Origin of the sequence: Olleya marilimosa CAM030 (assembly GCF_000518485.1) — a bacterium.
In the GTDB taxonomy this organism is placed as follows: domain Bacteria; phylum Bacteroidota; class Bacteroidia; order Flavobacteriales; family Flavobacteriaceae; genus Olleya; species Olleya marilimosa.
On sequence record NZ_KI912443.1, the window covers coordinates 17,767 to 42,336 of the forward strand.

Annotated in this window: 16 protein-coding genes; 15 read left to right on the forward strand and 1 reads right to left on the reverse strand. The window is 32.4% G+C overall.

Going from position 1 to position 24,570, the window contains the following annotated elements; translation table 11 throughout:
* The first annotated feature begins 102 nt into the window (after positions 1–102).
* The 11 genes from uvrC to M890_RS0114100 all read left to right on the forward strand — a co-directional run bounded on the left by uvrC (position 103) and on the right by M890_RS0114100 (position 16,598).
* Positions 103–1,896 (forward strand): excinuclease ABC subunit UvrC, encoded by a 1,794-nt coding sequence (uvrC, locus tag M890_RS0114050; RefSeq protein WP_028284124.1) that lies wholly within the window; start codon positions 103–105, stop codon positions 1,894–1,896.
* Complete coding sequence (locus tag M890_RS0114055) at positions 1,893–4,127, forward strand: patatin-like phospholipase family protein (RefSeq protein WP_028284125.1); 2,235 nt, start codon at positions 1,893–1,895, stop codon at positions 4,125–4,127. The genes uvrC and M890_RS0114055 overlap by 4 nt, the downstream gene beginning before the upstream one ends.
* 335 nt (positions 4,128–4,462) lie before the next feature.
* Entirely contained in the window at positions 4,463–5,623 is a 1,161-nt protein-coding gene (locus M890_RS0114060) for a homogentisate 1,2-dioxygenase (RefSeq protein ID WP_028284126.1), read from the forward strand.
* A 137-nt stretch (positions 5,624–5,760) separates the two neighbouring features.
* Entirely contained in the window at positions 5,761–6,924 is a 1,164-nt protein-coding gene (gene hppD, locus M890_RS0114065) for a 4-hydroxyphenylpyruvate dioxygenase (protein ID WP_028284127.1), read from the forward strand.
* Positions 6,925–7,068: 144 nt separating this feature from the next.
* Complete coding sequence (locus M890_RS0114070) at positions 7,069–7,851, forward strand: DUF3108 domain-containing protein (protein ID WP_028284128.1); 783 nt, start codon at positions 7,069–7,071, stop codon at positions 7,849–7,851.
* Between the two features lie 7 nt (positions 7,852–7,858).
* Complete coding sequence (locus M890_RS0114075) at positions 7,859–8,782, forward strand: tryptophan 2,3-dioxygenase family protein (protein ID WP_028284129.1); 924 nt, start codon at positions 7,859–7,861, stop codon at positions 8,780–8,782.
* Positions 8,740–10,059, forward strand: a complete 1,320-nt coding sequence (locus M890_RS0114080) for a M23 family metallopeptidase (RefSeq protein WP_028284130.1) — start codon at positions 8,740–8,742, stop codon at positions 10,057–10,059. Before M890_RS0114075 ends, M890_RS0114080 begins: the two co-directional genes overlap by 43 nt.
* On the forward strand, positions 10,059–11,702 hold the full coding sequence (gene pgi, locus M890_RS0114085) for a glucose-6-phosphate isomerase (protein ID WP_028284131.1): 1,644 nt from the start codon (positions 10,059–10,061) through the stop codon (positions 11,700–11,702). Before M890_RS0114080 ends, pgi begins: the two co-directional genes overlap by 1 nt.
* 169 nt (positions 11,703–11,871) lie before the next feature.
* Positions 11,872–14,403, forward strand: a complete 2,532-nt coding sequence (locus M890_RS0114090; protein ID WP_028284132.1) for a TonB-dependent receptor — start codon at positions 11,872–11,874, stop codon at positions 14,401–14,403.
* Between the two features lie 12 nt (positions 14,404–14,415).
* On the forward strand, positions 14,416–16,056 hold the full coding sequence (locus M890_RS0114095) for a choice-of-anchor J domain-containing protein (protein ID WP_028284133.1): 1,641 nt from the start codon (positions 14,416–14,418) through the stop codon (positions 16,054–16,056).
* A 107-nt stretch (positions 16,057–16,163) separates the two neighbouring features.
* Entirely contained in the window at positions 16,164–16,598 is a 435-nt protein-coding gene (locus M890_RS0114100; RefSeq protein WP_028284134.1) for a hypothetical protein, read from the forward strand.
* A gap of 64 nt (positions 16,599–16,662) precedes the next feature.
* Here M890_RS0114100 and M890_RS16265 read toward each other — a convergent pair whose 3' ends face one another.
* Positions 16,663–17,751 (reverse strand): endonuclease/exonuclease/phosphatase family protein, encoded by a 1,089-nt coding sequence (locus M890_RS16265; protein ID WP_051437551.1) that lies wholly within the window; start codon positions 17,749–17,751, stop codon positions 16,663–16,665.
* Between the two features lie 140 nt (positions 17,752–17,891).
* On the opposite strand from M890_RS16265, the gene M890_RS0114110 reads away from it, so the two are divergent.
* The 4 genes from M890_RS0114110 to M890_RS17015 all read left to right on the forward strand — a co-directional run bounded on the left by M890_RS0114110 (position 17,892) and on the right by M890_RS17015 (position 24,562).
* The gene (locus M890_RS0114110) at positions 17,892–20,699 is read left to right on the forward strand and encodes a TonB-dependent receptor (protein WP_028284135.1); all 2,808 of its coding nucleotides are present in this window, start codon (positions 17,892–17,894) and stop codon (positions 20,697–20,699) included.
* A 39-nt stretch (positions 20,700–20,738) separates the two neighbouring features.
* A complete protein-coding gene (locus M890_RS0114115; RefSeq protein ID WP_028284136.1) occupies positions 20,739–22,100 on the forward strand; it encodes a DUF5689 domain-containing protein in 1,362 nt (453 codons plus the stop codon).
* Positions 22,101–22,163: 63 nt separating this feature from the next.
* Positions 22,164–22,541, forward strand: a complete 378-nt coding sequence (locus M890_RS0114120; RefSeq protein ID WP_028284137.1) for a hypothetical protein — start codon at positions 22,164–22,166, stop codon at positions 22,539–22,541.
* 257 nt (positions 22,542–22,798) lie between these two features.
* Positions 22,799–24,562 carry an OmpA family protein gene (locus tag M890_RS17015; RefSeq protein ID WP_028284138.1) on the forward strand — a complete coding sequence of 588 codons (1,764 nt, stop codon included), beginning with the start codon at positions 22,799–22,801 and terminating at the stop codon, positions 24,560–24,562.
* The last annotated feature ends 8 nt before the right edge of the window (positions 24,563–24,570 follow it).

Genomic DNA, 24,570 nt, shown 5'->3' on the forward strand with positions numbered 1-24,570 from the left:
ATTAATTTATTTTTAGGTTAAAATTTAGGCTACAAAGGTTAAGTTGTTTTTAAATAATTACCTTTGAATAACTATCAATTTTCTTCGATTTTAAAGTGTAAGATGAGTCAAGCTTCTTTAGATGTACAACTTAAAACCCTACCAGAATCACCTGGAGTGTATCAGTATTTTGATACAGAAGGGACTATAATATACATAGGTAAAGCTAAAAATTTAAAAAAAAGAGTTAGCTCATATTTTACTAAAACTCATGAAAACGGTAAAACAAGAGTTCTAGTAAAACGTATTGCAAACATCAAACATATTGTAGTACAAACAGAAACTGATGCATTGTTATTAGAAAACAATTTAATAAAAAAGCATAGACCACGTTACAATGTTTTATTAAAAGATGACAAAAGTTACCCTTGGATCTGTATTAAAAAAGAACGTTTTCCAAGAGTGTTTAGTACAAGACGCTATATAAAAGACGGAAGCGAGTATTTTGGACCATATACTAATATTAAAACCGTTTACACTTTATTAGATTTAATAAAAGGCTTGTACCAAATTAGAACGTGTAATTATGATTTAGCAGAAAGTAAAATAGAATCTGGTAAATACAAAGTTTGTTTAGAGTATCACTTAGGTAACTGTAAAGGACCTTGTGAGGGATATGAGGACGAGGAAAGTTACAATCAAAACATTAAAGCGATTAGAGAAATTTTAAAAGGAAATTTTAAAGAGTCTTTAGGCGAATTTAAAACCCAAATGAGCCAATATGCTCAGGATATGCAGTTTGAAGAAGCCCAAAAAATTAAAGAAAAAATTGAAATTCTAGAAAACTATCAAGCCAAATCTACCATTGTTAATCCTAAAATTAGTAATGTGGATGTGTTCTCTATAGTTAGTGATGCTGGTCATGGATATATTAACTTTTTACAATTATCCTATGGTAGTATAATTAGGTCACATACTTTAGAAATTAAAAAGAAGCTAGACGAAACCGATAAAACCTTACTTGAATTAGCAATTGTCGAAATTAGAGCACGTTTTAACTCTAAATCCAAAGAGGTTTACGTACCTTTTAAAGTGGATTTAGGTCAAGATATTAAGGTAACTATTCCTCAATTAGGTGATAAAAAACACATCTTGGATTTATCTATTAGAAATGCTAAGTATTATAGGTTAGAGCGTTTCAAGCAAGTAAAAATTACAGATCCAGATCGTCATGCTAATCGTATTATGGCACAAATGAAAGTAGATTTACGGTTAGGTGAAGAGCCAAGGCATATCGAGTGTTTTGATAACTCAAACATACAAGGTACAAATCCAGTAGCTGCTTGTGTTGTTTTTAAAAACGGTAAGCCAAGCAAAAAAGACTATCGCCATTTTAATATTAAAACAGTAGAAGGACCTGATGATTTTGCCTCAATGGAAGAGGTTGTGTTTAGACGTTACAAACGCTTGTTAGAAGAAAAACAGCCATTACCACAATTAATAGTTATTGATGGAGGTAAAGGGCAATTATCGTCTGCATTAAAAAGTTTAGATGCATTAGGTTTAAGAGGAAAAATAGCCATTATAGGAATTGCAAAACGTTTAGAAGAATTATTCTATCCAAACGATTCAATTCCCTTATATTTAGATAAAAAATCAGAAACATTAAAAATAATACAACAATTACGTAATGAAGCCCATCGTTTTGGGATAGAGCATCATCGTAACAAACGAAGTAAGCAAGCATTAAATACAGAAATGGAAACCATTCCTGGTATTGGGGAAAAAACAATTGTAGAACTATTAAAAGTATTTAAGTCCGCAAAGCGAATCTCAAATGCTAAAATTGATGAGTTAGAGGAGGTTGTAGGTAATTCTAGAGCAACAAAAATTTATAATTATTATCATAAAGAATGAGACAGATATATATCGTAATTGTAGCAATATTGGCTTTAACTACTAATCTAATAGCACAACAAACAGAAGCTTATCAGCCTAAAGTAGGTCTAGTTTTAAGTGGTGGTGGTGCAAAAGGGTTTGCGCATATTGGAGTCTTAAAAGTTGTAGATAGTTTAGGTATAAAAGTTGACTATGTTGCTGGTACAAGTATGGGAGCAATTATTGGGTCACTATATGCTTCTGGATATTCAGGTAAACAATTAGACTCTATTTTTAAAGGTGTAAATTTTGATGATATTTTAAATGATAACATTCCAAGATCGGCAAAATCAACATACGAAAGAGAAATTTCCGAAAGATACGCAGTAACGCTACCTTTTGACCATTTAAAAGTAAAACTACCAACAGCATTGTCTAAAGGACAAAATACATTTAATCTGTTAACAAAATTATTGCTTCATGTAAGTAGTGTGGACGATTTTTCTAAATTACCTATTCCGTTTTTTTGTATTGCTACAGACGTGGAGACTGGTCAACAAGTAGTTTTAGATAAAGGTAATTTACCACAAGCAGTTAAGGCTTCAGGAGCTTTTCCATCCTTGTTTCAGCCTGTAGAGATTGACGGTAAATTATTAATCGATGGAGGCGTCGTAAACAATTACCCATTAAAAGAGCTAAAAGCAAAAGAGATGGACATTATAATTGGTGTCGATGTGCAAGATGGATTAGCTAACAGGACGGATTTATCCTCTGCTCCACAAATTTTATTTCAAATAAATAATTTTAGAACCATCAATGATATGATAAAAAAGTCTAAGCAGACTGATATTTACATAAAGCCAGATATTTCTAAATTCAACGTCGTTTCTTTTGATGATGGCAACCAAATTATACATAATGGAGAGGTTGCAGCAAAAAAAGTAATAGACGTACTAAAACAGTTAAAAGCCAAACAAAAGGATGGTCCAATCAAGCAAAAAACAAAAACGTCACCAGATAGTTTACAAATTAATTATATAGAAACTAACGGTATAGATAAATACACAAGATCGTACATCTTAGGAAAACTTAAAATTAGACCCTACAGTAAAATTTCTTATAGCGATTTATCAGAAGGAGCAAACAACGTTGTGGCAACCAATAACTTTGATAGCTTTTTTTACGAGCTTAAACCAGAAGAAGATAATTCATATAAAATTATTACAAACGTAACAGAGACAAAAAAAACAACGTTTTTAAAACTAGGATTACACTACGATGACCTATATAAAAGTGCCATTTTAGCAAACATAACTAAAAAGCAATTTTTATTAAAAAACGATGTGATATCAATGGATTTAATAATAGGAGATCACGTTAGGTATAATTTGGATTATTTTATTGATAAAGGAATTTATTGGAGTGTTGGTTTAAAATCTAGGTATAACGAGTTTAGTCAAGGCATCGTAGCCAACGCATTTTTAACACCAACACAAATTAACACAACAGGAGTAAACAAAATTAATGCTGAGCTTTCAGACTTTAACAACCAATTTTACTTGCAAACCCTTTTCAGAAACGATTTGGCATTATCCCTAGGGTTAGAGCATAAAAAGTTAAAAGTTAAAACCGAAACCATTTTATCCTCAGAAAATCAAAAAGAAACACTTTTTGAAAACAGTAATTATGTAAGTGTATTTGGAGAGTTAAAATACGATACCTACGACAGTAAATATTTCCCTACAGAGGGTGTGCTCTTCTCTGCAGAAGGAAATTACTATCTATATTCCTCAGATTTTTCAAGCACATTTTCGCCATTTACAATTCTAAAAGCCGAGTTAGGGTATGCCTTCAAAGTATCCGATAAATTATCATTTAATCTAGGTTCAGACGGAGGATTTAAAATTAATCCCAAAGCAAATCGCTTTTTAGACTTTGTCTTAGGTGGTTATGGTAATAATTTCATTAATAATTTTAAACCCTTTTATGGATACGATTTTCTGTCCATAGCAGCAGATTCTTACATCAAAGGGACCATAAGTTTAGACTACCAATTTTTACCTAAAAACCACCTAATGGTAGCAGCAAACTATGCTAATGTAGAGGACAGACTATTTGATGGTACAGATTGGTTTTCGTGGCCAGAATATTCAGGCTACGCATTAGGTTATTCGTTTCAGTCATTCTTAGGACCAATAGAAGCTAAGTATACATTCTCTCCAGAGACAAAACAAAGCTACTGGTTTTTTAATTTAGGCTATTGGTTTTAATTGGGCGTTTTGTATTTAATCCTTTAGGGCTTAAATACAACCAGGTCATCCATTATATCTTTTTTTGCCATATATGGCAGCAAAAAAAGGATGTCATTACTACCCTTAACGCAAGGTTAGACGCAACAGTCATTTTTTCAAATTAAAAACACTTCCAAAACTCATAAAATTTTACGATATTTGTTACACTATGAAGACAATTTGGAGCGATTTATTATCACATTTAAAATTCTTGATTAAGCGTAATCCAGAATGATCTTCCTTCCTTGTTAAGCATTTAGTAAAGCGTCACAAGTTTCTTAGACGTTATTTTTTCAATTTAAAACTAAAACAAAATGCCATTTTATCATAAACTAGGAAAAATACCACCAAAAAGACACACACAGTTTAGAAAAGCGGACGGAACACTGTACGCAGAGCAGTTATTTGGTACCATAGGATTTGACGGTATGTCAACAAACTCCTATCATGAGCATAGACCAACACAAGTAAAAGAAATTAAAAAACAATACAGTGTTGCACCAAAAATTGCTAAAAAAAATCACATACAATCCTACCGTTTAAAAGGGTTTCAAGTCAAACCAGAAAACGATTATTTAGAGTCGCGTAAAACGGTACTTATAAACAGCGATTGTAGTATCATTTTAGCAGCACCAAAACAATCAACAACAGATTATTTTTATAAAAATACAGACGCAGACGAGCTTATTTTTGTCCACAAAGGTACCGGAAAACTCCGCACACACTTAGGTAACTTAGACTTTAAGTATGGAGATTACCTATTAGTGCCAAGAGGTGTAATTTATAAAATGGATTTTGACACTGAGGACAATCGTTTATTTATTGTCGAGTCTAAAAGACCAATTTACACACCCAAACGTTACCGTAACTGGTTTGGACAATTATTAGAGCATTCGCCATTTTGCGAACGTGATTTAAGACAGCCACAAGAATTAGAAACACATAACGAAAAAGGAGACTTTTTAATGAAAGTTAAAAAGCAAGACGATATTTTTGAAATGGTTTACGCTACACATCCTTTTGATGTAGTGGGTTACGACGGTTACAACTATCCGTATGCGTTTTCAATCCATGATTTTGAGCCCATAACAGGACGTATTCACCAACCACCACCAGTACACCAAACTTTTGAAACAGATGCATTTGTAGTTTGTAGTTTTGTGCCAAGACTGTACGATTATCATCCAGACAGTATTCCAGCACCTTACAATCATAGTAATATAGATAGTGATGAGGTATTGTATTACGTTGACGGAGATTTTATGTCTAGAAACGATATTGATGCAGGACACATATCCTTGCATCCAGCAGGAATACCACATGGACCACACCCAGGAGCAACAGAGCGTAGCATTGGGAAAGTAAAAACAGACGAGCTAGCAGTAATGGTAGACACGTTTAAACCATTAATGGTCACAGAGGAAGCACTTAAAATAGCAGACGAGGACTATTACAAATCTTGGCTAGAGCATTAAAATTAAAAAGGATTTCAAAACAATAATTAATTAAGATTGAAATAAAAATTCAAGAATTTTAAATGAAGACTAAGGGTTAGTTGGTAGCCTAAAGCTTTTATTCTTGTTGCTTTATTCTTTCTTCTATATAAAGTATTATGAGTAAAAAAGAAGTAAAATCAGTAGACTACGGTTTAGAAAAAATATTTGAAGGTGCACAAGATTTCTTGCCACTTTTAGGAACAGATTATGTGGAGTTTTATGTTGGTAATGCAAAACAAGCAGCGCATTTTTATAAAACAGCATTTGGCTTTCAATCTCATGCATACAGAGGGTTGGAAACAGGGTCAAAAGATGCTGTAAGTTATGTGTTAAAGCAAGACAAAATCCGTCTAGTATTAACAACACCATTAAACAGTAAGTCACCAATTAATGATCACATTGTAAAACATGGTGATGGTGTAAAAATTGTAGCTTTATGGGTTGAAGATGCTAGAAAATCTTACGAAGAAACTACAAAACGTGGTGCAAAATCATACATGGAACCAGTCGTAGAAAAAGACGAATTTGGTGAAGTAGTAAGAGCTGGAATTTATACGTACGGAGAAACAGTACACATGTTTGTAGAGCGTAAAAACTACAATGGACAATTTTTACCAGGATTTGTAGAGTGGAAAAGCGACTATAATCCAGAGCCAGTTGGATTAAAATACATTGACCACATGGTTGGTAATGTAGGTTGGGGAGAAATGAATACTTGGGTAAAATGGTATGAAGATGTTATGGGATTTGTTAATTTCTTATCGTTTGATGACAAGCAAATCCATACAGAATATTCTGCTTTAATGTCTAAAGTAATGAGTAATGGTAATGGACGTATCAAATTCCCAATTAATGAGCCTGCAAAAGCAGCAAAAAGATCTCAAATAGAGGAGTATTTAGACTTCTACGAAGGATCAGGAGTACAACACATTGCAGTAGCAACAGACGATATTATAAAAACAGTATCTCAGCTTAAAGCAAGAGGTATCGAGTTTTTACCACCACCACCACAGGCGTATTATGATGATATACCAAACCGTTTAGGTGTGCATATGGAAATGATGAAAGAAGATATCAGTGAGCTTCAAAAGCTATCAATTATGATTGATGCAGATGAGGAAGGCTATTTACTTCAAATTTTCACTAAGCCAGTAGAAGATAGACCAACACTGTTTTTCGAAATCATACAGCGTATGGGAGCACAAGGTTTTGGAGCAGGAAATTTTAAAGCGTTGTTTGAATCTATTGAAAGAGAGCAAGCTAAACGAGGAACACTTTAACAAAACTTTATAGTTTAGTAACAAAAAAATGCCATCAAATACTCAGATGGCATTTTTTTGTTTTATACTTTTGGAATAGTAATTGTATTATAAGTTATAATATAATCTATGACTTAATAATTAAGTTATAAAATTACAATAGATATGAAAAAACAAATACTTATAATATTAGCAATATTTACCGCTAGCATGTCTTTTGCTTTCCAACAAGAACCTGCTTTTAAAGATGGCGAATGGTTTAAATTTAAAATGAGCTATAGTGGCTGGATGAAAGCTGGTAACGCTACCCTTCAAGTAAAGGAAACTACACTTAACGGAAAACCAGTATTTCATGTCGTTGGAAAAGGTTGGACAACCGGAATGATTAAGTGGTTTTTTAAAGTAGAGGATCGTTATGAAAGTTATTTTGACAAAAACACAATTTTACCATACAAATTTATCAGAGATATTGATGAAGGTGGACACAAAAAAAACATCGAAATTGAATTTGATCAAGCCAATAAAAAAGCGCTAGTTTATAACAAAAAGCACGATACAAAAAAGACACTTACAACTAAGCCTAACGTGCAAGATATGGTATCTACATTTTATTATTTAAGAAATAAGTTAGATACAAATACACTAAAAGAAGGAGATGAGATTAAATTAGATATGTTTTTTGACGAAGAAAACTATGGATTTAAGCTAAAATATTTAGGAAAAGAAAACCTAAGTACAAACTTTGGAACCGTTGAAACCCTTATGTTTAGACCATATGTTATGGCTGGACGTGTATTTAAAGAAGAAGAAAGTTTAACACTTTGGGTGTCTAATGATAAAAATAAAATACCTTTACGTATTAAAGCAGATTTAGCTGTGGGATCGTTAAGAGCAGATTTAGAAGCCTATAAAGGATTAAAGCACAGCTTCAAAATTATTGTAGACTAATTAAAGCATGAGTGTAGACCAAAAAATAACCAATCAGTTAGAAGATAAATATAAAGCATTAGACCAAAATGTAAACACACATTTAGACGGTTTGTTGCATAGTAAGCCTATCGATTATTGGGACTACATTCAAACAGATGCGCTTTTAAACTTACAAGTACAGCGTACAACATTACCTGACGAAATGGTTTTTTTAATGTACCATCAGGTTAATGAGCTGTTGTTTAAAATGATATTGTGGGAAATTGATCAAGTTGCAAAACAAGAGCATATAACAGCCTCTTTTTTCGAAACAAAAATCATGCGTATCAGTCGTTATTTTGATGTATTAACATCTTCGTTTACAGTAATGAAAGACGGAATGGATGTAGAGCAATACAATAAATTTCGTAATACATTAACTCCAGCTAGTGGTTTTCAATCAGCTCAATATCGTAAAATTGAATTTGCTTCAACCGAGTTAATTAATCTTATTGACAATAGGTTTAGAGAAACCATAGATCGTAATACTTCTTTTGAACATGCGTTTGAACATTTATATTGGCAAGCAGCAGGAAAGGACTATAAAACCGGTAAAAAAAGCTATACATTAACAGTTTTTGAAGCTAAATACAAAGACGAATTTATTAGATTTGCAGAATTCTATAACACACATAACTTGTGGACAATCTTCAAAAGTTTACCACAAGATGTTAAAGAAGATAAAGATTTAATCAAAGCAATGCGTCATTACGATTACACAGTAAATATTACTTGGGTAATGGCTCATTATAACACTGCAAATCACTATTTAAATATAGGTGGAAAAACTGCAGAAGCAACAGGAGGAAGTGAATGGGTAAAATATATGCATCCAAAGTATCAAAGACGAATATTTTTTCCGGATTTATGGAGCAAACAAGAATTAGAAGATTGGGGCAAAAATGTTTAATATTACTAGCTTTTGCTTTAGTAATAATTAGTTGTAAAAAAGAAGATAAAACACCAATAGACACTGTTTCGGTTATTGAGCCTGAAGAGGTTTATGAGTTTGGTTTTAAACTTAACGATTATGTAGTTAAGCGCGATACCATTAGAAAAGGAGACAGTTTTGGCGAAATCTTACAACGTAATCAAATAGACTATTCTAAAATATTTCAAATTGCCCAACAAACAAAGGATAGTTTTGATATTACGCGATTACAAATTGGTAAACCTTATACACTGTTGTGTTCAAACGATTCCCTTCAGCAACCAAAATGTTTTATATATCAACCCACTAAAACGGACTATGTTGTAATCAATTTTCAAGATTCAATTCATGCCTATTCAAGCACTAAGCCTATAAAATTTGTAGAGAAAGAAGTCTCAGGTGTTATCGAGTCCAATATTTCTGAAGCTTTTGCAAAGCAAGGTAAAAGTGTATTATTAGCTTATAAAATGTCTGATATCTACGCTTGGACGATTGACTTTTTTAGACTTCAAAAAAACGATAAATTCAGATTAATTTATACCGAAAAATATATCGATGATAGTATTTATGCTGGAATCGATAATATTAAAGCAGCTTACTTTCAGCACAACGGAGAAGATTTTTATGCTTTTGAATTTGAAACAGATACTGTTAGAGGATTAAAAGATTATTTTACCGAAGATGCAAAAAATTTAAGACGCGCATTTTTAAAAGCACCTGTCGAGTATAAACGTATTTCTTCTAGATATAATTTAAACCGTAGAATTGCTTTATATGGTAATCGCGTACGACCACATAAAGGGACTGACTTTGCAGCTAATATTGGCACACCAATTAGAGCGACTGCAAACGGAACTGTTATTGAGTCTGCTAAACGTGGCGGAAATGGTAATTATGTAAAAATTAAACACAACTCGACCTACAGCACGCAATACTTACATATGAGTAAGCGTAAAGCTAAAGTAGGTGATTTTGTTAAACAAGGAGACGTTATTGGTTATGTTGGTATGACAGGTAATACATCTGGACCACATGTCTGTTACCGTTTTTGGAAAAACGGAAAACAAGTAGATCCATTTAAACAAAAATTACCAGAAGCAGAGGCTATTTCGGATAGCTTAAAAGCTAAATATTTAAAATTTGTAAAACCACTTAAAACACAATTAGATGGAATTGAATTTATCCTTCCAATTGACGAAAATCAAATTTTAGATATCCAAGAAACTTCCAAAAACACAATAACTTATACAAAGTAATGGCATTACCTTCAATCAACCCGACGACCACTAAAGCTTGGAAAAAATTAGAAGCACATTTTGAAAACGTAAAAGGTTTAGAAATGAAAGATTTATTTGCTCAAAACAAGGAGAGAGCAAATCAAATGGCTATTAATTGGGAAGATTTTTATGTAGACTATTCTAAAAACAGAATTACTTCTGAAACTATTAACTTACTACTAGAATTAGCAGAAGAAACAAAGTTAAAAGACGCTATTCAAGCCCAGTTTTCTGGAGAAGTCATAAATAAAACAGAAGGCAGAGAGGTGTTGCACACTGCATTGCGTGCTAAAGCTACAGATACGATTTTAGTTGAAGGCAAAAACGTTATGCCTGAGATTTTTGAAGTAAAACAAAAAATTGAAACATTCTCTAATCAGGTAATTTCTGGAGCACTAAAAGGATATACAAATAAAGTTTTTACAGATATTGTAAACATTGGTATTGGTGGTAGTGATTTAGGACCAGCTATGGTTGTGGAGTCGCTGCAATATTATAAAAATCATTTAACAACCCATTTTGTAAGTAACGTAGATGGAGATCATGTTAACCAAGTTTTAAAAACTTTAAATCCAGAAACAACTTTATTTGTAATTGTATCTAAAACATTTACAACGCAAGAAACGTTATCTAATGCTAATACTATCAGAACTTGGTTTTTAGAGCATGCTAAACAGGAGGATGTTGCTAAACATTTTGTAGCAGTGTCTACTAATATTGAAAAGGTAAAGGCGTTTGGGATTGATCAAAATAATATCTTTCCAATGTGGAATTGGGTTGGTGGTCGTTTCTCGTTATGGAGTGCAGTTGGATTAACAATCAGTTTGTCGGTTGGCTACAAAAATTTTGATTCGCTTTTAGCTGGAGCAAATAAAATGGATACGCATTTTAAAAGTGCTGAGTTTGATCAAAATATTCCAGTTGTTTTAGCCTTATTAAGTATTTGGTATAATAATTTTTTTAATGCTGAAAGCGAAGCAGTAATACCGTACACACAATACTTAACTCAGTTTGCAACGTACTTGCAACAAGGGATCATGGAAAGTAATGGTAAAAGTGTAGACCGTAATGGTGATCTTGTTAACTACCAAACAGGAACATTAATTTGGGGAGAACCAGGAACAAATTCGCAACATGCCTTCTTTCAATTAATTCATCAAGGGACCAAATTAATTCCAGCAGATTTTATTGGTTTTGCACAGTCATTGCATGGTAATCAAGATCATCAGGATAAATTAATGTCTAATTATTTTGCGCAAACAGAAGCGTTGTTAAATGGTAAAACAAAAGCAGAAGTAGAAGCAGAATTTGAAGGTCAAAACCTTTCAGAAGAAAAAATAAAAGAATTAACTCCATTTAAGGTATTTGAAGGTAATAAACCAACAAATACTATCTTTATTAAAAAGCTTACGCCAGAAAGCTTAGGTAAGTTAATCGCTATGTATGAACATAAAATATTTGTACAAGGAATAATCTGGAATATATATAGTTATGATCAGTTTGGAGTTGAGTTAGGAAAACAACTAGCAAATAAAATTTTAAAGGAGTTTGATAACCAGGCTTTTGATAATCATGACGGTTCTACCTTAAATTTGCTTAATCTTTATAAAAAGTTAAGATAATTAGTGTTAATAACTATGTTTATACTTTGATTTAGTTGGTATTACGCAATACCAAAAAGTGTGTTTAACTTTGTTTTGTGAAAAATTGTTAACGTTAAGTTAATACTACAACTATAATTAGTCGTATTTTTGCACAAAATTTGAAACTAACAAATCATAATTAAACACAATGAAAAACACAATTAAAGTTATGTTTTTAGCAGTAGCACTTATGTTTACTGCATTTACTATGGCTCAAAGTACTGTTACCGGAACAGTTATGGATGCCGATTTAAACTCACCACTACCTACTGCTAGTGTTGTAGAGAAGGGTACTACAAATGGAACTACTTCTGATTTTGATGGAAATTTTACTTTAAAAACTAAATCGTCTTCAGGTGTTATCGAAATATCTTACGTTGGTTATGGTAAAATTAGTATGCCATTCAATGGAGATACTAACTTAGGTAATGTGTCTTTAAGTTCAGGTAATTCTTTAGATGAAATTATGATTATTGCATCTGTAGCTGTCGACAGAAAAACACCAGTTGCAGTGTCTACAATTAAAGCTAAAGATATTGAGCTTAAATTAGGAACTCAAGAATTTCCTGAAATATTAAAATCTACACCAGGAGTTTATGTAACTAAGCAAGGTGGTGGTTATGGAGATAGTAGAATTAACCTTAGAGGATTTAACTCAGAAAACGTTGCTGTAATGATTAACGGAGTTCCAGTTAACGATATGGAAAATGGAGCAGTTTATTGGAGTAACTGGGCAGGTTTAGGAGATGTAACATCTACTATGCAAGTACAAAGAGGTTTAGGTGCATCTAAAGTAGCAGTAGCTTCTGTTGGTGGAACAATTAATATTATTACTAAAACTACTGACGCTGAAGAAGGTGGGAGTTTTGGAACAAGTATAGCTAATGATGGATATTTCAAATACGGAATGACATATTCAACAGGTTTAAGCGATAAAGGTTTTGCAGCAACAGTTAGTGCTTCAAAAATTTCTGGAGATGGTTATGTTGACGGAACAGAGTTTTCTGGATACAACTACTTTGTAAGTTTATCACAACAAATTAACGAAGCTCACAGATTATCATTTACAGCTTTTGGTTCTCAACAAGAACATGGTCAACGTTTTAATCGTTCGACTATTGCAGAATTACAAGATACAGATTCAGGACCACAAAAAGCAAACAGAGACTGGGGTTATAAAAATGGAGAGGTTTATCACCAATCATATAACTTTTACCATAAACCACAAATGTCTATAAATCACTTATGGGATATCGATGATAATTCAGCGTTATCTACAGCAGTATATGCTTCTTTTGGTTCAGGAGGTGGACGTAGAGACGAGGGTTCTAAAATTGGATCTGATGATTACAGAATTGGTACTTCAGGTTTACAACCTATCGATTTTGATAAAATAGTTGCAGAAAATCAAGCAAATGGAGTAAATGGTTCTAGTGATATTATTTCTTCTTCTAGAAACTCTCACGAATGGTATGGTTTATTATCTACATATAAAACTAGTATCAATGATAACTTAACATTATCAGGAGGTTTAGATGCACGTTATTATGTTGGATCACACTGGTACCAAGTGGATGATTTATTAGGAGGTCAATTTTTCTTAGACAATGAGACAGATACGTTTGCTTTTGGACAACCACTTAAAGTAGGAGATAGATATAATAAAGATTACGATGGTGTTGTTAATAGATATGGATTGTTTGCACAAGCAGAATATCAAGTTAATGAAGAATTAAATGTGTTTATTGCTGGAGATATTTCTAATAGTAACTATAAGCAAAGAGAATACATGAACAATACAATAGTTGGAAGCAGAGAGTCTGATGCAGTTAACTTTTCTGGTTATGGTATTAAAGGAGGTGGTAACTACAACTTAGATACAAACAATAATGTTTTTGTAAATGTTGGTTATTTCTCTAAAGCACCATTTTTAGATGATGTATTTTTAGATGAGGATGGAATCGTTCCAAATGAAGGTGCAGTAAATGAAAAAGTATTTAGTGCAGAGTTAGGTTACGGTTTCCGTAGCGAGAAGTTTAGTGCAAACGTAAACGTATACCATACTAAATGGTTAGACAAATCTCTTAACGGTTCAATTGGTACTGGAGAAAACTTATTTTTCTATAACTTACAAGGGATAGATGCTTTACACCAAGGTGTTGAGGTTGATTTTAGATATAATGCAACTGATAATATTACTCTAACAGGTATGGCGTCATTAGGTGATTGGCAATGGAAAAGTAACGTATCAGCAATTATTAGAGACCAAGCAGGAGATGCTATTGATGTTGTAGAGGTTGTTGCAGATGGAATTAAAGTAGGTGATGCAGCGCAAACAACTTTTGCTTTAGGTTTAGATTATAAATTAGCTCAAAAATCTAATATCTATGTAGATTATAACTTCGCAGGTGATAACTATGCATCTTATGATGTAACAAACAGAGGGAGTGCAGATTTACCAGATGTATGGGAAGTACCTGATTTTGGATTATTTGATGTTGGTTTAAAGCATGGTTTTGCAATAGGATCTTTTGATGCTACTTTAATAGGAAAAGTAAACAACGTTTTCAATACAGAGTATGTTTCTGATGCTAATGACATTGATGGTACTGCTTTAAAAGCTCAAGTATATTATGGAGCAGGTAGAACTTACAGTGTAGCATTAAAAGTTAATTTTTAAAAAATAGTTAAAATGAAAAGAATAATTTATTGTTTAGCAATTTTAGGGATAACCTTAGTTGGTTGTAACCCTATTGAAGACATCTATAATGACATAGATGCATCAGCAGATCCAATTGTAGGATCAGAATCTTACACTTTAACAAGTGATGACTATGATGAATTAGAATTAGGTTTTGGTAGTTTTAGTTCTATTGAAGAAGCTAAAGCACTTATACCAGATTTTTTAGCAAATAAATATCCATTTTGGGGTCAAGGATCTTCAGTTTTAGTGGGTTACCAACTATATGTAGGTAATGCTGAAGGTGTTAGTGATTTAACTAACTCTGATATTTACCAATTAACAAATTCTGATTATGCAACAACAGGTAGTGATGCTTTTGGATTTTACCCAAATGTAAATGCAACATCTCAAATTCCTGATGTATTAACTGCTCAAATCACTGCTCCTACTGAAGGACAAATAGTATTAGCAAAATATAAGCAATACACAGAAAATCCAGTTGTTGGTTTAGCTAATTTAGTAGAGTATAACTTTGCAGGTAGTTTTGAAGGGTGGACAATAGCAGAAGAGTCAGGTGCTAATGATGTTTGGACATCTGCTACAGGTTATGTGCAAGGTAATGGATACTTTGGGACACAAGTAGCAAATGAAGAATGGTTAGTATCTCCTTCAGTGGATTTAACAGGAGAGGATAATCTTAAATTTCAGATTACTCAAGAACTTGATTTTGCTGGAGATGCGTCGTTAGTGAAAATTTTAGTATCTACAGATTATGCAGGTGATGTATTAACTGCAACTTGGGATGAGATTACTTTATCAAGTCCAGCAACTGGTGATATGGCAGCTTCAGAAGATTATGATTTTTCTGCATATGATGGTCAAACAATTAATGTAGCTTTAAAATATGAATCTACAGATACTGATGCAGGAAGATGGAGAGTAGCTAACATAGCTATTAAAACTCTAGGAGCAACTGGTGATACAAACTCTAAAGGAGAATATTTTATGTACACAGGTGGTGCATGGGTAGCAATGGACGGTGTCTATTATTTAAGTTCTGCAGATTATGATGCAATGGGAACAGGTTCTGGACAACCAGGACAGTATAACAACTTTAGTAGTTCATTATCTCCAAACACGTATTTACCAACGTTCTTAGATTTAAACTTCCCTTATGCTCAAGAGGATGAGGAGTTATTTGTAATTTATGACTATTTCTCTAGTTCTTCAGGAGCACAAAGAAGAGGTAACTTATACACTGTAGTTAATGGCGAATTTGAAGCTCATCAATCTACAATATCTACAACGCTTCAGTTTGGATTTGATAACGGTCTTTGGGTACCAGATAATACAATCAGATATACTTTAGCAGCTGAAGATTACGTTACTATAGCTTCTGCTTTAGAGGCGGATTACCCAACTGCAACTGCAAGTATGTTAAACTATGGTAATATGGATAGAAGAGTTGGTAACAGTGCAGAATGGACAAACCCAATGGTTCTTGAAGCTGTAGCAGTAATTTTAAATCAAATCGATCCTTCTGCTGAAGAAGAGCAAAAGTATATTGTTACTATAGAGGTTTACAATGGTAGTAATACTACAGAAGACTTTGCAGTTATTAAAATGGGAGGAAATTGGATGTACCAATAGATGTCTAATTTGTAACACATAATAATTTAAAAGCCTCTTCTATTGAAGAGGCTTTTTTTATGTAATTAATTATTACCTTTATACTTTAATTAATAAACTAAACATATATGTATTCAACATTAAAAATGTTACATCATTATTGGGCGTATTTAGTGCTTTTTATGATTGTAGTGGCAACCTTTAACGCAGTGTATAAAACAATGACCAAAAAGGAGTATGAGGCTAGAGATTTTAGAATGTCTCTATTTACACTAATTGTATCACATATACATTTATTAATTGGATTAGTGTTGTGGTTTGCAGCAGACTACTTCTCTGAAATGAGTATGGGAGAAATCATGAAAAATGCAACCATGCGATCAAACGTTGTGGAGCACCCAGTTGCTATGCTTCTAGCTGTCGCTTTAATTACAGTTGGATATTCTAAACATAAAAAGAAACTAACGTCTACAAATAAACTTAAGTCAATTGCAATTTTTTATAGTATTGCTTTAGTTCTAGTGTTAGCTAAAATACCATGGAAAGCATGGTTAAATCTTTAAAAAATAAAAAAAAGCGACCTTAATTTAAGGTCGCTTTTTTATATAATTTAATAAAAGATTAATTCTATTGGTCTTCAGTTTCAGAGTTATTGTCTGTATCCTTAACCTCTTTAACTAAGTAAATGTAAACAGGGAAGTGATCACTAAACCCATTTGTAAATCCACCATCAGCAAAACTTCTTAAAGGGTAACCTTTATAACGACCCTTTTTGTTTACTAAATAGTATTTATTAAATATACCTGCTTTATAGTAAGTAAAATTTGAATAATCTTTGTCTAAAAAGGGCTTAGTAATCATAATTTGATCAAATAAACTCCAAGCATCTCTATAAGCAGTAGTACCTAATCCTTCTTTTTTAAACATATCAATATAAGGATTATAAATGCCTTTAAAATCAACCTTGTCTTTATTGCTTTCTGCTTTTAAAACATCTTTTACACTTGCATTTGTCGGGTCATCATTTAAATCTCCCATAGTAATAATTTTAGCATAAGGATCTATAGATTGTAAACTATCAATAATACTTTTGTTTAGTTTAGCAGCAGCAACTCGTTTAGGTCTACTTCTTGCTTCTCCACCACTTCTTGATGGCCAGTGGTTAACAATTACATGTATGGTTTCTCCTTCTAACTTACCAGTAACTAATAATTGGTCTCTTGTATTAACACGCTTACGTGTTTTGTCATCGTAAATCTTTAAAGTATGTGTGCTTTTTGATACCACTTGAAATAATGATTTTTGATAAAGTAAGCCAACATCAATACTTCTATTATCAGGACCATCAAAATGTACTATGCCATAATCTTTACCTAATAATAACGGGTCGTTTACAACATCTTCAATTACATTAATGTTTTCGACCTCACAAATTCCGATAAGTGCTGGTGTGTTATTAGTAACGTCACTTCCAACATCTGCAATAACACGAGCCATGTTATGTACTTTTTTCTTGTACACCTCAGAGCGATCTGCTTTTAGTTCCATCATTGGACTAGCTTCATCGTTTTTTGTTGGGTCATTAATGGTGTCAAATAAATTTTCAAGATTATAAAAAGCAACAGTATGTACTTTAAACTTCTTCTTTTCTTGAGCATTAACAGAAAAAACGATCGTTAAACAAACCGCTGTAGCCCAGAATTTAAAATTTTTCATGTATTCTAATATTATGTTATAGTTATGTTAATACAAAACTCCTGCCAAAAGTAGATATTTATTATAAAAAATGTAAATTTGCAGGCCTTAAATAATGATTATTTAACGGTTAAGCATTTTTATTAACTATAATTTCTAGTATGAAAAAAAGTTTTTTAATTTTTTTATTCGGAATTTTCTCAACGTTTACGCTTGTTGCGCAACAAACTACAGTAAAAGGTAGTGTTAAGGACGCAGTAACCGATGAGCCTATTCCAGATGTAACAGTATCCATTCAAAAAACAGTATTAACTGAAAAAACAGATGGTTTTGGACAGTTTACTTTTAAGAGTGAAGTCCCTTTAGGAGAGCAAATTCTTAAGATTGAAAAAGATGGATTTACTACAAAGTTTTATCCAATCATTATTAACGAAGGTAAGACGCTTGATATCCAAGATATGACTTTAGATCTAGCGGTTACAAATGAGCAAGATTTATTTACCATTACATTATCTGATGACGAGTTAAATGATGACACAAGTGGTTCTGATAATATATCAGGATTGTTATCTGCTTCTCAAGACATTTTTCAGCGTACAGCTGCGTTTGAATTTAGTTCATCCTTTTTCAGAATTAAAGGTTTAGATTCTGACAACGCTAAAGTGTTAATCAATGGTGTTGAGATGAATAAGCAAGACACTGGTCGTCCACAATGGAGTAATTGGGGAGGATTAAACGATGTTATGCGTAACCAAGAGTTAAGTTTAGGGTTAACACCTTCAGCTTACACATTTGGTGGTGTTTTAGGATCTACAAATATTAATACTAGAGCTTCTAATTACAGAGAAGGTGGTCGTATTACTTACTCTTCTTCAAACAGAAGTTATACAAACCGTTTAATGGCTAGTTATGCTTCTGGATTAATGGAAGATGGTTGGGCTTATACACTTATGATTGGTAGACGTTGGGGAGACGAAGGTTTTCAGGATGCATCATTATATGACTCAAATTCATTTTTTGTATCTGTAGAAAAGAAAATTAACGATAAACACAGCTTAAACTTTACATCAATTTACGCGCCAAACAGAAGAGGAAAATCTTCTGCTAATACACAAGAGGTTTATGACCTTAAAGGTATTAAGTATAATGAGTTTTGGGGAGATTTTGATGGAGAACAAAAAAACTCTCGTATTAAAGAAGTAGAAGAGCCAATCTTAATGTTAAACCATTATTGGGATATCACTGAAAAAACTAGCTTAAATACAAACGTAGCATACCAATTTGGTAAAGTAGGAAACAGTCGTTTAGACTATGCTGGAGGAGAAAATCCAAGTCCTGCATACTACCAAAACCTACCAAGTTATTTTCTTGAAGATGACGACTTAGCTGGAGCATATGAAGCTGAACAAGAGTTTTTAAATGATGGTCAAATTGATTGGAACAGAATTTTAGATGCTAACTTAACTAATAATATAACAGGTGCAAATGCAGCTTACGTATTATATGAAGATAGAAACGATGATAAGCAATTAACATTAAATACTATTTTTAATACAGAGATTAACCAAAACATTCTGTTTAATGCAGGTGTAAATTATAAAAAGTTAGATTCTGAAAATTTTGCTGAAATTATTGACCTATTAGGAAGCACAACAGGAGCTTTAAATGTAGACTCATTTAGCCAAAATCAATTTGATTTAAATAATCCTGATCAAGTTGCATTTGTTGGAGATAAATTTAGATACAACTACAATTTATTTGTTAACGAAATATCTGGTTTTGCTCAAGCACAATTTAAATACAACAAAGTTGATTTTTATTTAGCAGGAAGCGTAACAAAAACAGATTACCAAAGAGAAGGTTTATATAAAAACGAAAACCAAGTCTATATCGAAAACGGTATAGAGAGAGACAACTCATTTGGTAAAGGAGATAAAATCGAATTTACAGGATATGGTGCAAAAGCTGGATTTACTTATAAAATTTCTGGTAAGCACTTATTAGATTTTAATGGAGCATATATCGCAAAAGCACCTTCTATTAGAAATACGTATACAAACTCTAGAGAAAGTCATGATTATGTTGGTGTTATTAATGGTGTAAATAATCCAGATATCAATATTACTGAAGAAAAAATTTCATCAGTAGATGCAAGTTATATTTTTAGATCTCCAATTATCAAAGCAAAATTAACAGGTTTTTATACTAAAATAGAAGATGCTAACGAAGTAGGTTTCTTCTTTACTCAAGGTAGTACTACAGGATTTATTCAAGAGGTATTATCAGGAGTAGAAAAACAACACATTGGTGGAGAGTTTGGTATAGAAGCACAAGTAACACCTACTATTAAATTAAAAGGTGCAGCATCAGTAGGACAATACACTTACAACAATAATCCAAACTTATATGTAACATCAACTTCAGAGGATTTTATTGATGTACAAGGTGGAGATGTTGTTAATACATCTGGATTAGTTAGTACATCTAACTTAAAGGATTATAAAGTGGCAGGTGGACCTCAAACAGCTTACTCTGTAGGATTTGAATACAGAGATCCAGATTACTGGTGGTTGGGTGCAACAGCTAACTTTTTTGATAATGCTTACATAGACGTAAGTCCATTATCTAGATCAACTGAGTTTTACACAGATGCAGATGGATTACCATATAACGATTACGACCCAGCAATTGCAAAAGAGTTATTAAAACAAGAAAAATTTGACAGCTACATGGTTGTAAATTTAGTTGGAGGTAAATCTTGGAAGATTGGAGATAAATTTATTGGTTTCTTTGCAAGTGTAGGTAACCTTTTAGATAAAGAATACAAAACTGGAGGTTTCGAGCAAGGTAGACGTGCAGATTACAGAGCGTTAAGAGACGATGTAAATCTTGAAAAAAGAGTTTTTGGACCTAAATACTGGTATGGTAGAGGTGCTAATTACTTTGTAAATGTGTATCTTAGATTTTAAAAAGAAAAAGAAAAATTAATAATAATTAATATTACAATTATGAAAACGAATAAATTTTTAACATTAGCATTTAGTTTTATGGCTTTAGTAGCTGTAACTTCTTGTGTAGAAAATGACGATTATTCAGTTCCAGAATCTCAAGGTGCTGAAGAGAATGCTGCCCTAAATAAATTACTTTCAAAAATTGAATCAGGAGAGGTTGAGTTACAAACAATCACTCAAGTTAAATCTAACTTTGTACAATACGAAGCGACTCAAATTGAATCTGAAATAGCTGTTAAAGGTTATGTGTCTTCAAGTGACGAAACTGGTAACTTTTATAAAGAATTTTTTATCCAAGACAGTCCAACAGACCCAACACAAACGTTAAAGGTCGTGTTAAACCAAGCGGATACTTACAATCAATTTAATAAAGGTAGAGAAGTTTATATCTACCTTAAAGATTTATATATTGGTGAAACTAATACTGGTGATGATGTAGTAACAATTGGTGGTAAATTTGATACATTTGATAACGATGTTTTAGAAATGACATCTAACCAAATACCTAACCACTTATTTAGATCAACAACTACAGAAACACTTATGCCTGTAGAATTAGAATTATCTGATGTAGGAGAAGAGCACATTGGTATGTTTGTTAAGTTAGTTAACGTACAATTTCCTGCTAGTTTAGAGAACAAACCTTATGTAGATCCTACAGACGATTTTGATTCTCAAAGATCTATTGAAAGCTGTTCTGATTCTGGAACTTTTACTTTAGAGTCTAGTACATTTGCAGCATTTAAAAATGAATTATTACCAACAGATGGAAAAGGTTCTATCTCTGGGATAGTAAACAAAACTTACGATGGTTACGACTTAATTATTAACTTAAATACTACAGATGATGTAGTAATGGATGGTGTAAGATGTGATCCTTTATTTCAAGATTCATTCTCTGCTGCTAACTTAGATAAATGGACAACGTTTAGCGTTACAGGAGCACAAGAATGGTATTATAACAACTTTGGAAACCCAAGTGATAGTGCAACTATGAATGGTTTTTCTGGTGGAGCTCAAGAAAACGAAGATTGGTTAATCTCATTACCAATTGATTTATCTTCAGTACCATCTGCATTTTTATCTTTCCAAACAGTAAAACGTTATGGAGGTAATAACCTAGAAGTGTTTTATGCTACAGATTATACAGGAGGAAACCCTAACACAGACGGAACATGGGTTGCTTTATCACCAACTTTAGATACTAACGAAGGTAGCTGGTCATCATGGACTGACTCTGGAAGTTTAGATCTATCTGCTGCTGCTGGTGGAAATGTATTTATTGCATTTAAATATACTTCAACAAACTCTTCTGCTTCAACATGGGAAGTAGATAACGTAAAAGTTTCTGCAGAATAATTTTTACAATAGCTAATATCAAAAAAAACCTGCTACATTGTAGCAGGTTTTTTTATTCAATTTATGACAACATTCGATCAATTATTTTTTACTGTTTTTACAGCATTTAAAACACGATATAAACAAAAGGCTAATACTATTGCTTTAGTTTATATTTCTGCTTTACAAATCGCTTTATTCTTTTTATTAGGTGTCTTTACCGCAACATTTTTAACAAAAATGAATGCTTCTACTATTTCTAGTCAAAAAGCATGGACCTTATTTGTGCTTATAGCGATAGCAATACATATTAAAAACTGGTTAAAGTACAGTGGTAAAACTAGAAAGGTACTTAATGCTAAGTTTAACAGAAGTAAATCTAGCAGCCATAATCTAACTTTATTGCTAAGTTTGCCTATTGTTAGTTTTATACTTGCTATAATCTTACTACAAAGTATATAACCCCTAATTATATTATAAAAAAAGCCTGCTATTTAATAGCAGGCTTTTTTTATGTCTCATGATTTGATTATTACCGTTAATAGACCCAAAACGACCAGTAACCAATTTAGTCCTTATTTACAGGGTTTTACTACAGACATTTGTGGTATAGCGATACTCCCAAAAAATTGATTAATGCAAATTTTAATAAAGAAGGGTAACAAAACTAAAGGCTTCTTTATATAAACGTGTATAACTAAAATTTAAAAATGTAAATCATGAAAACTCTATTAAAATTTTTATTAATCGTATTTGTATTTGCTTCGGCATTTACTACAAACGGACAACAGGATGACAACAACTATTTTCAATTGTCACCAAGAATTGGTTATGACTTTCCAAGTTATAATAATAACACGCCTTATATTGATTATAATGGTGGATTGGATTTAGGTTTATCTTTAGATTATTACTGGAATTGGTTTGGTCTAGGGTTTGATTTTGATTATATCAAAAACCAACCAGAAAGCACCTATCCAACAGACAATTTGTTTTATCCAGGAGGAGGTCAAATTAATAATTTTATCTTGTCAGAAGACGATATTTCTAGAGTCTTCTTCGGTATAGGTCCAAACTTTCAGTATCGTAGTCAGTCTAGACGTTTCTCTGCAGAGCTGAATACAAGAGTTGGGTTAGCGTCAATAAAAGGAGGAAGAACATTGTTAACAGACGATCCTGCTTCAACACTATTAAACTTTCATTCTGGTTATGACTTATCTAGTGTATTTAGTCTTAAAGGACAATTACGTTTTACGTATTACCTAAACGATAATTTTGGTATTAATGTAGGTGCTTATTATTTAAAACATTTTAGCGCTACAGAGCAATTGGATCCAACATTAAATATAGCTGCAGGATACCATCCTTTTAATACGGTTAACGATGTAGACGTAAATTTTAATAGTCTAGATCAAAGTGGTCCAGTGTTAAGAGAGGAACCTTGCGATTGTGATATATCTTCAGTAGGACTATTTGCAGGTGTAACTTTTAAATTTAATAAAAAAGAAAAAGCATCTGTATGCGAAGTATGTGGAGAAGACCACATGCCAAGATGTTGTGCAACCTGTGGTTGTGGTGTAACCATTACAGCTAGAGATAAATACACAGACGAAACATTACCTTTTACAGACGTAGTGTTAACAGACCTAAACGGAAATATTGTACAGTCTGGTATGACTAACGCTTATGGAGTTGTAGTATTTAATGATGTTGCTGAAGCAGATTTAATAGTAAAAGGAAAATTATATGGTGTTAATTTGGAAGAAACAAGTATTACTAAAGATGATTTTAAAGCGTGTAAAAAAGAAGGTAACAGTATTCAAAAGGTTATTAGATATGGTGATTTAAACTTCATCTTAAAAGGAAATGTTGTAGAGTGTAATACAGACAAAGGTATCCAAGGTGTTGACATACTTCTTAAAGATAAAATTAAAGCTGGACAAAAAAATACGTTGTCAGACTTAGATGGTGGATTTATTTTTCATTTAAAACAAGCGTCTACTTATGCGTTAAACGGAAATAAAGATGGGTATTTTTCTAATGAAGTAGAAGTGTCTACATCAGATGTTGATCGTAATAAATCGTTATTTATTGATTTTGAAATGTGCGTTAACCCTTGTGGTCAAGCTATTAAGTTGGATAATATCATTTTTAATTTAGATAAATGGGATATTCTTCCAGCAGCAAGACCAGACTTAGATTATGTTGTCAAATTAATGCAAGATAATCCAACTATTAAAGTGGAAATGTCATCGCACACAGACTCTAGAGGTAGTAATCAATACAACCAAGAGTTATCTCAAAAAAGAGCACAATCTACAGTAGATTATTTAATGACAAAAGGAATTTCTAGAGACCGTTTAATAGCTCGTGGAGCAGGAGAGTCAGAGTTATTAAATCGTTGTGCAGATGGAGTACAATGCTCAGAAAACGAACACACAATTAATCGTAGAACAGAATTTAAAGTCGTGTGTATCAACTAAATAAATAG

Coding starts and splice junctions, on each gene's coding strand:
- M890_RS0114115 (WP_028284136.1), top strand. CDS start 20,739: ATGAAAACGAATAAATTTTTAACATTAGCATTTAGTTTTATGGCTTTA.
- M890_RS0114070 (WP_028284128.1), top strand. CDS start 7,069: ATGAAAAAACAAATACTTATAATATTAGCAATATTTACCGCTAGCATG.
- M890_RS16265 (WP_051437551.1), bottom strand. CDS start 17,751: ATGAAAAATTTTAAATTCTGGGCTACAGCGGTTTGTTTAACGATCGTT.
- M890_RS0114095 (WP_028284133.1), top strand. CDS start 14,416: ATGAAAAGAATAATTTATTGTTTAGCAATTTTAGGGATAACCTTAGTT.
- hppD (WP_028284127.1), top strand. CDS start 5,761: ATGAGTAAAAAAGAAGTAAAATCAGTAGACTACGGTTTAGAAAAAATA.
- M890_RS0114080 (WP_028284130.1), top strand. CDS start 8,740: ATGGAGCAAACAAGAATTAGAAGATTGGGGCAAAAATGTTTAATATTA.
- M890_RS0114110 (WP_028284135.1), top strand. CDS start 17,892: ATGAAAAAAAGTTTTTTAATTTTTTTATTCGGAATTTTCTCAACGTTT.
- M890_RS0114120 (WP_028284137.1), top strand. CDS start 22,164: ATGACAACATTCGATCAATTATTTTTTACTGTTTTTACAGCATTTAAA.
- M890_RS0114100 (WP_028284134.1), top strand. CDS start 16,164: ATGTATTCAACATTAAAAATGTTACATCATTATTGGGCGTATTTAGTG.
- M890_RS0114075 (WP_028284129.1), top strand. CDS start 7,859: ATGAGTGTAGACCAAAAAATAACCAATCAGTTAGAAGATAAATATAAA.
- uvrC (WP_028284124.1), top strand. CDS start 103: ATGAGTCAAGCTTCTTTAGATGTACAACTTAAAACCCTACCAGAATCA.
- M890_RS0114055 (WP_028284125.1), top strand. CDS start 1,893: ATGAGACAGATATATATCGTAATTGTAGCAATATTGGCTTTAACTACT.
- M890_RS0114090 (WP_028284132.1), top strand. CDS start 11,872: ATGAAAAACACAATTAAAGTTATGTTTTTAGCAGTAGCACTTATGTTT.
- pgi (WP_028284131.1), top strand. CDS start 10,059: ATGGCATTACCTTCAATCAACCCGACGACCACTAAAGCTTGGAAAAAA.
- M890_RS0114060 (WP_028284126.1), top strand. CDS start 4,463: ATGCCATTTTATCATAAACTAGGAAAAATACCACCAAAAAGACACACA.
- M890_RS17015 (WP_028284138.1), top strand. CDS start 22,799: ATGAAAACTCTATTAAAATTTTTATTAATCGTATTTGTATTTGCTTCG.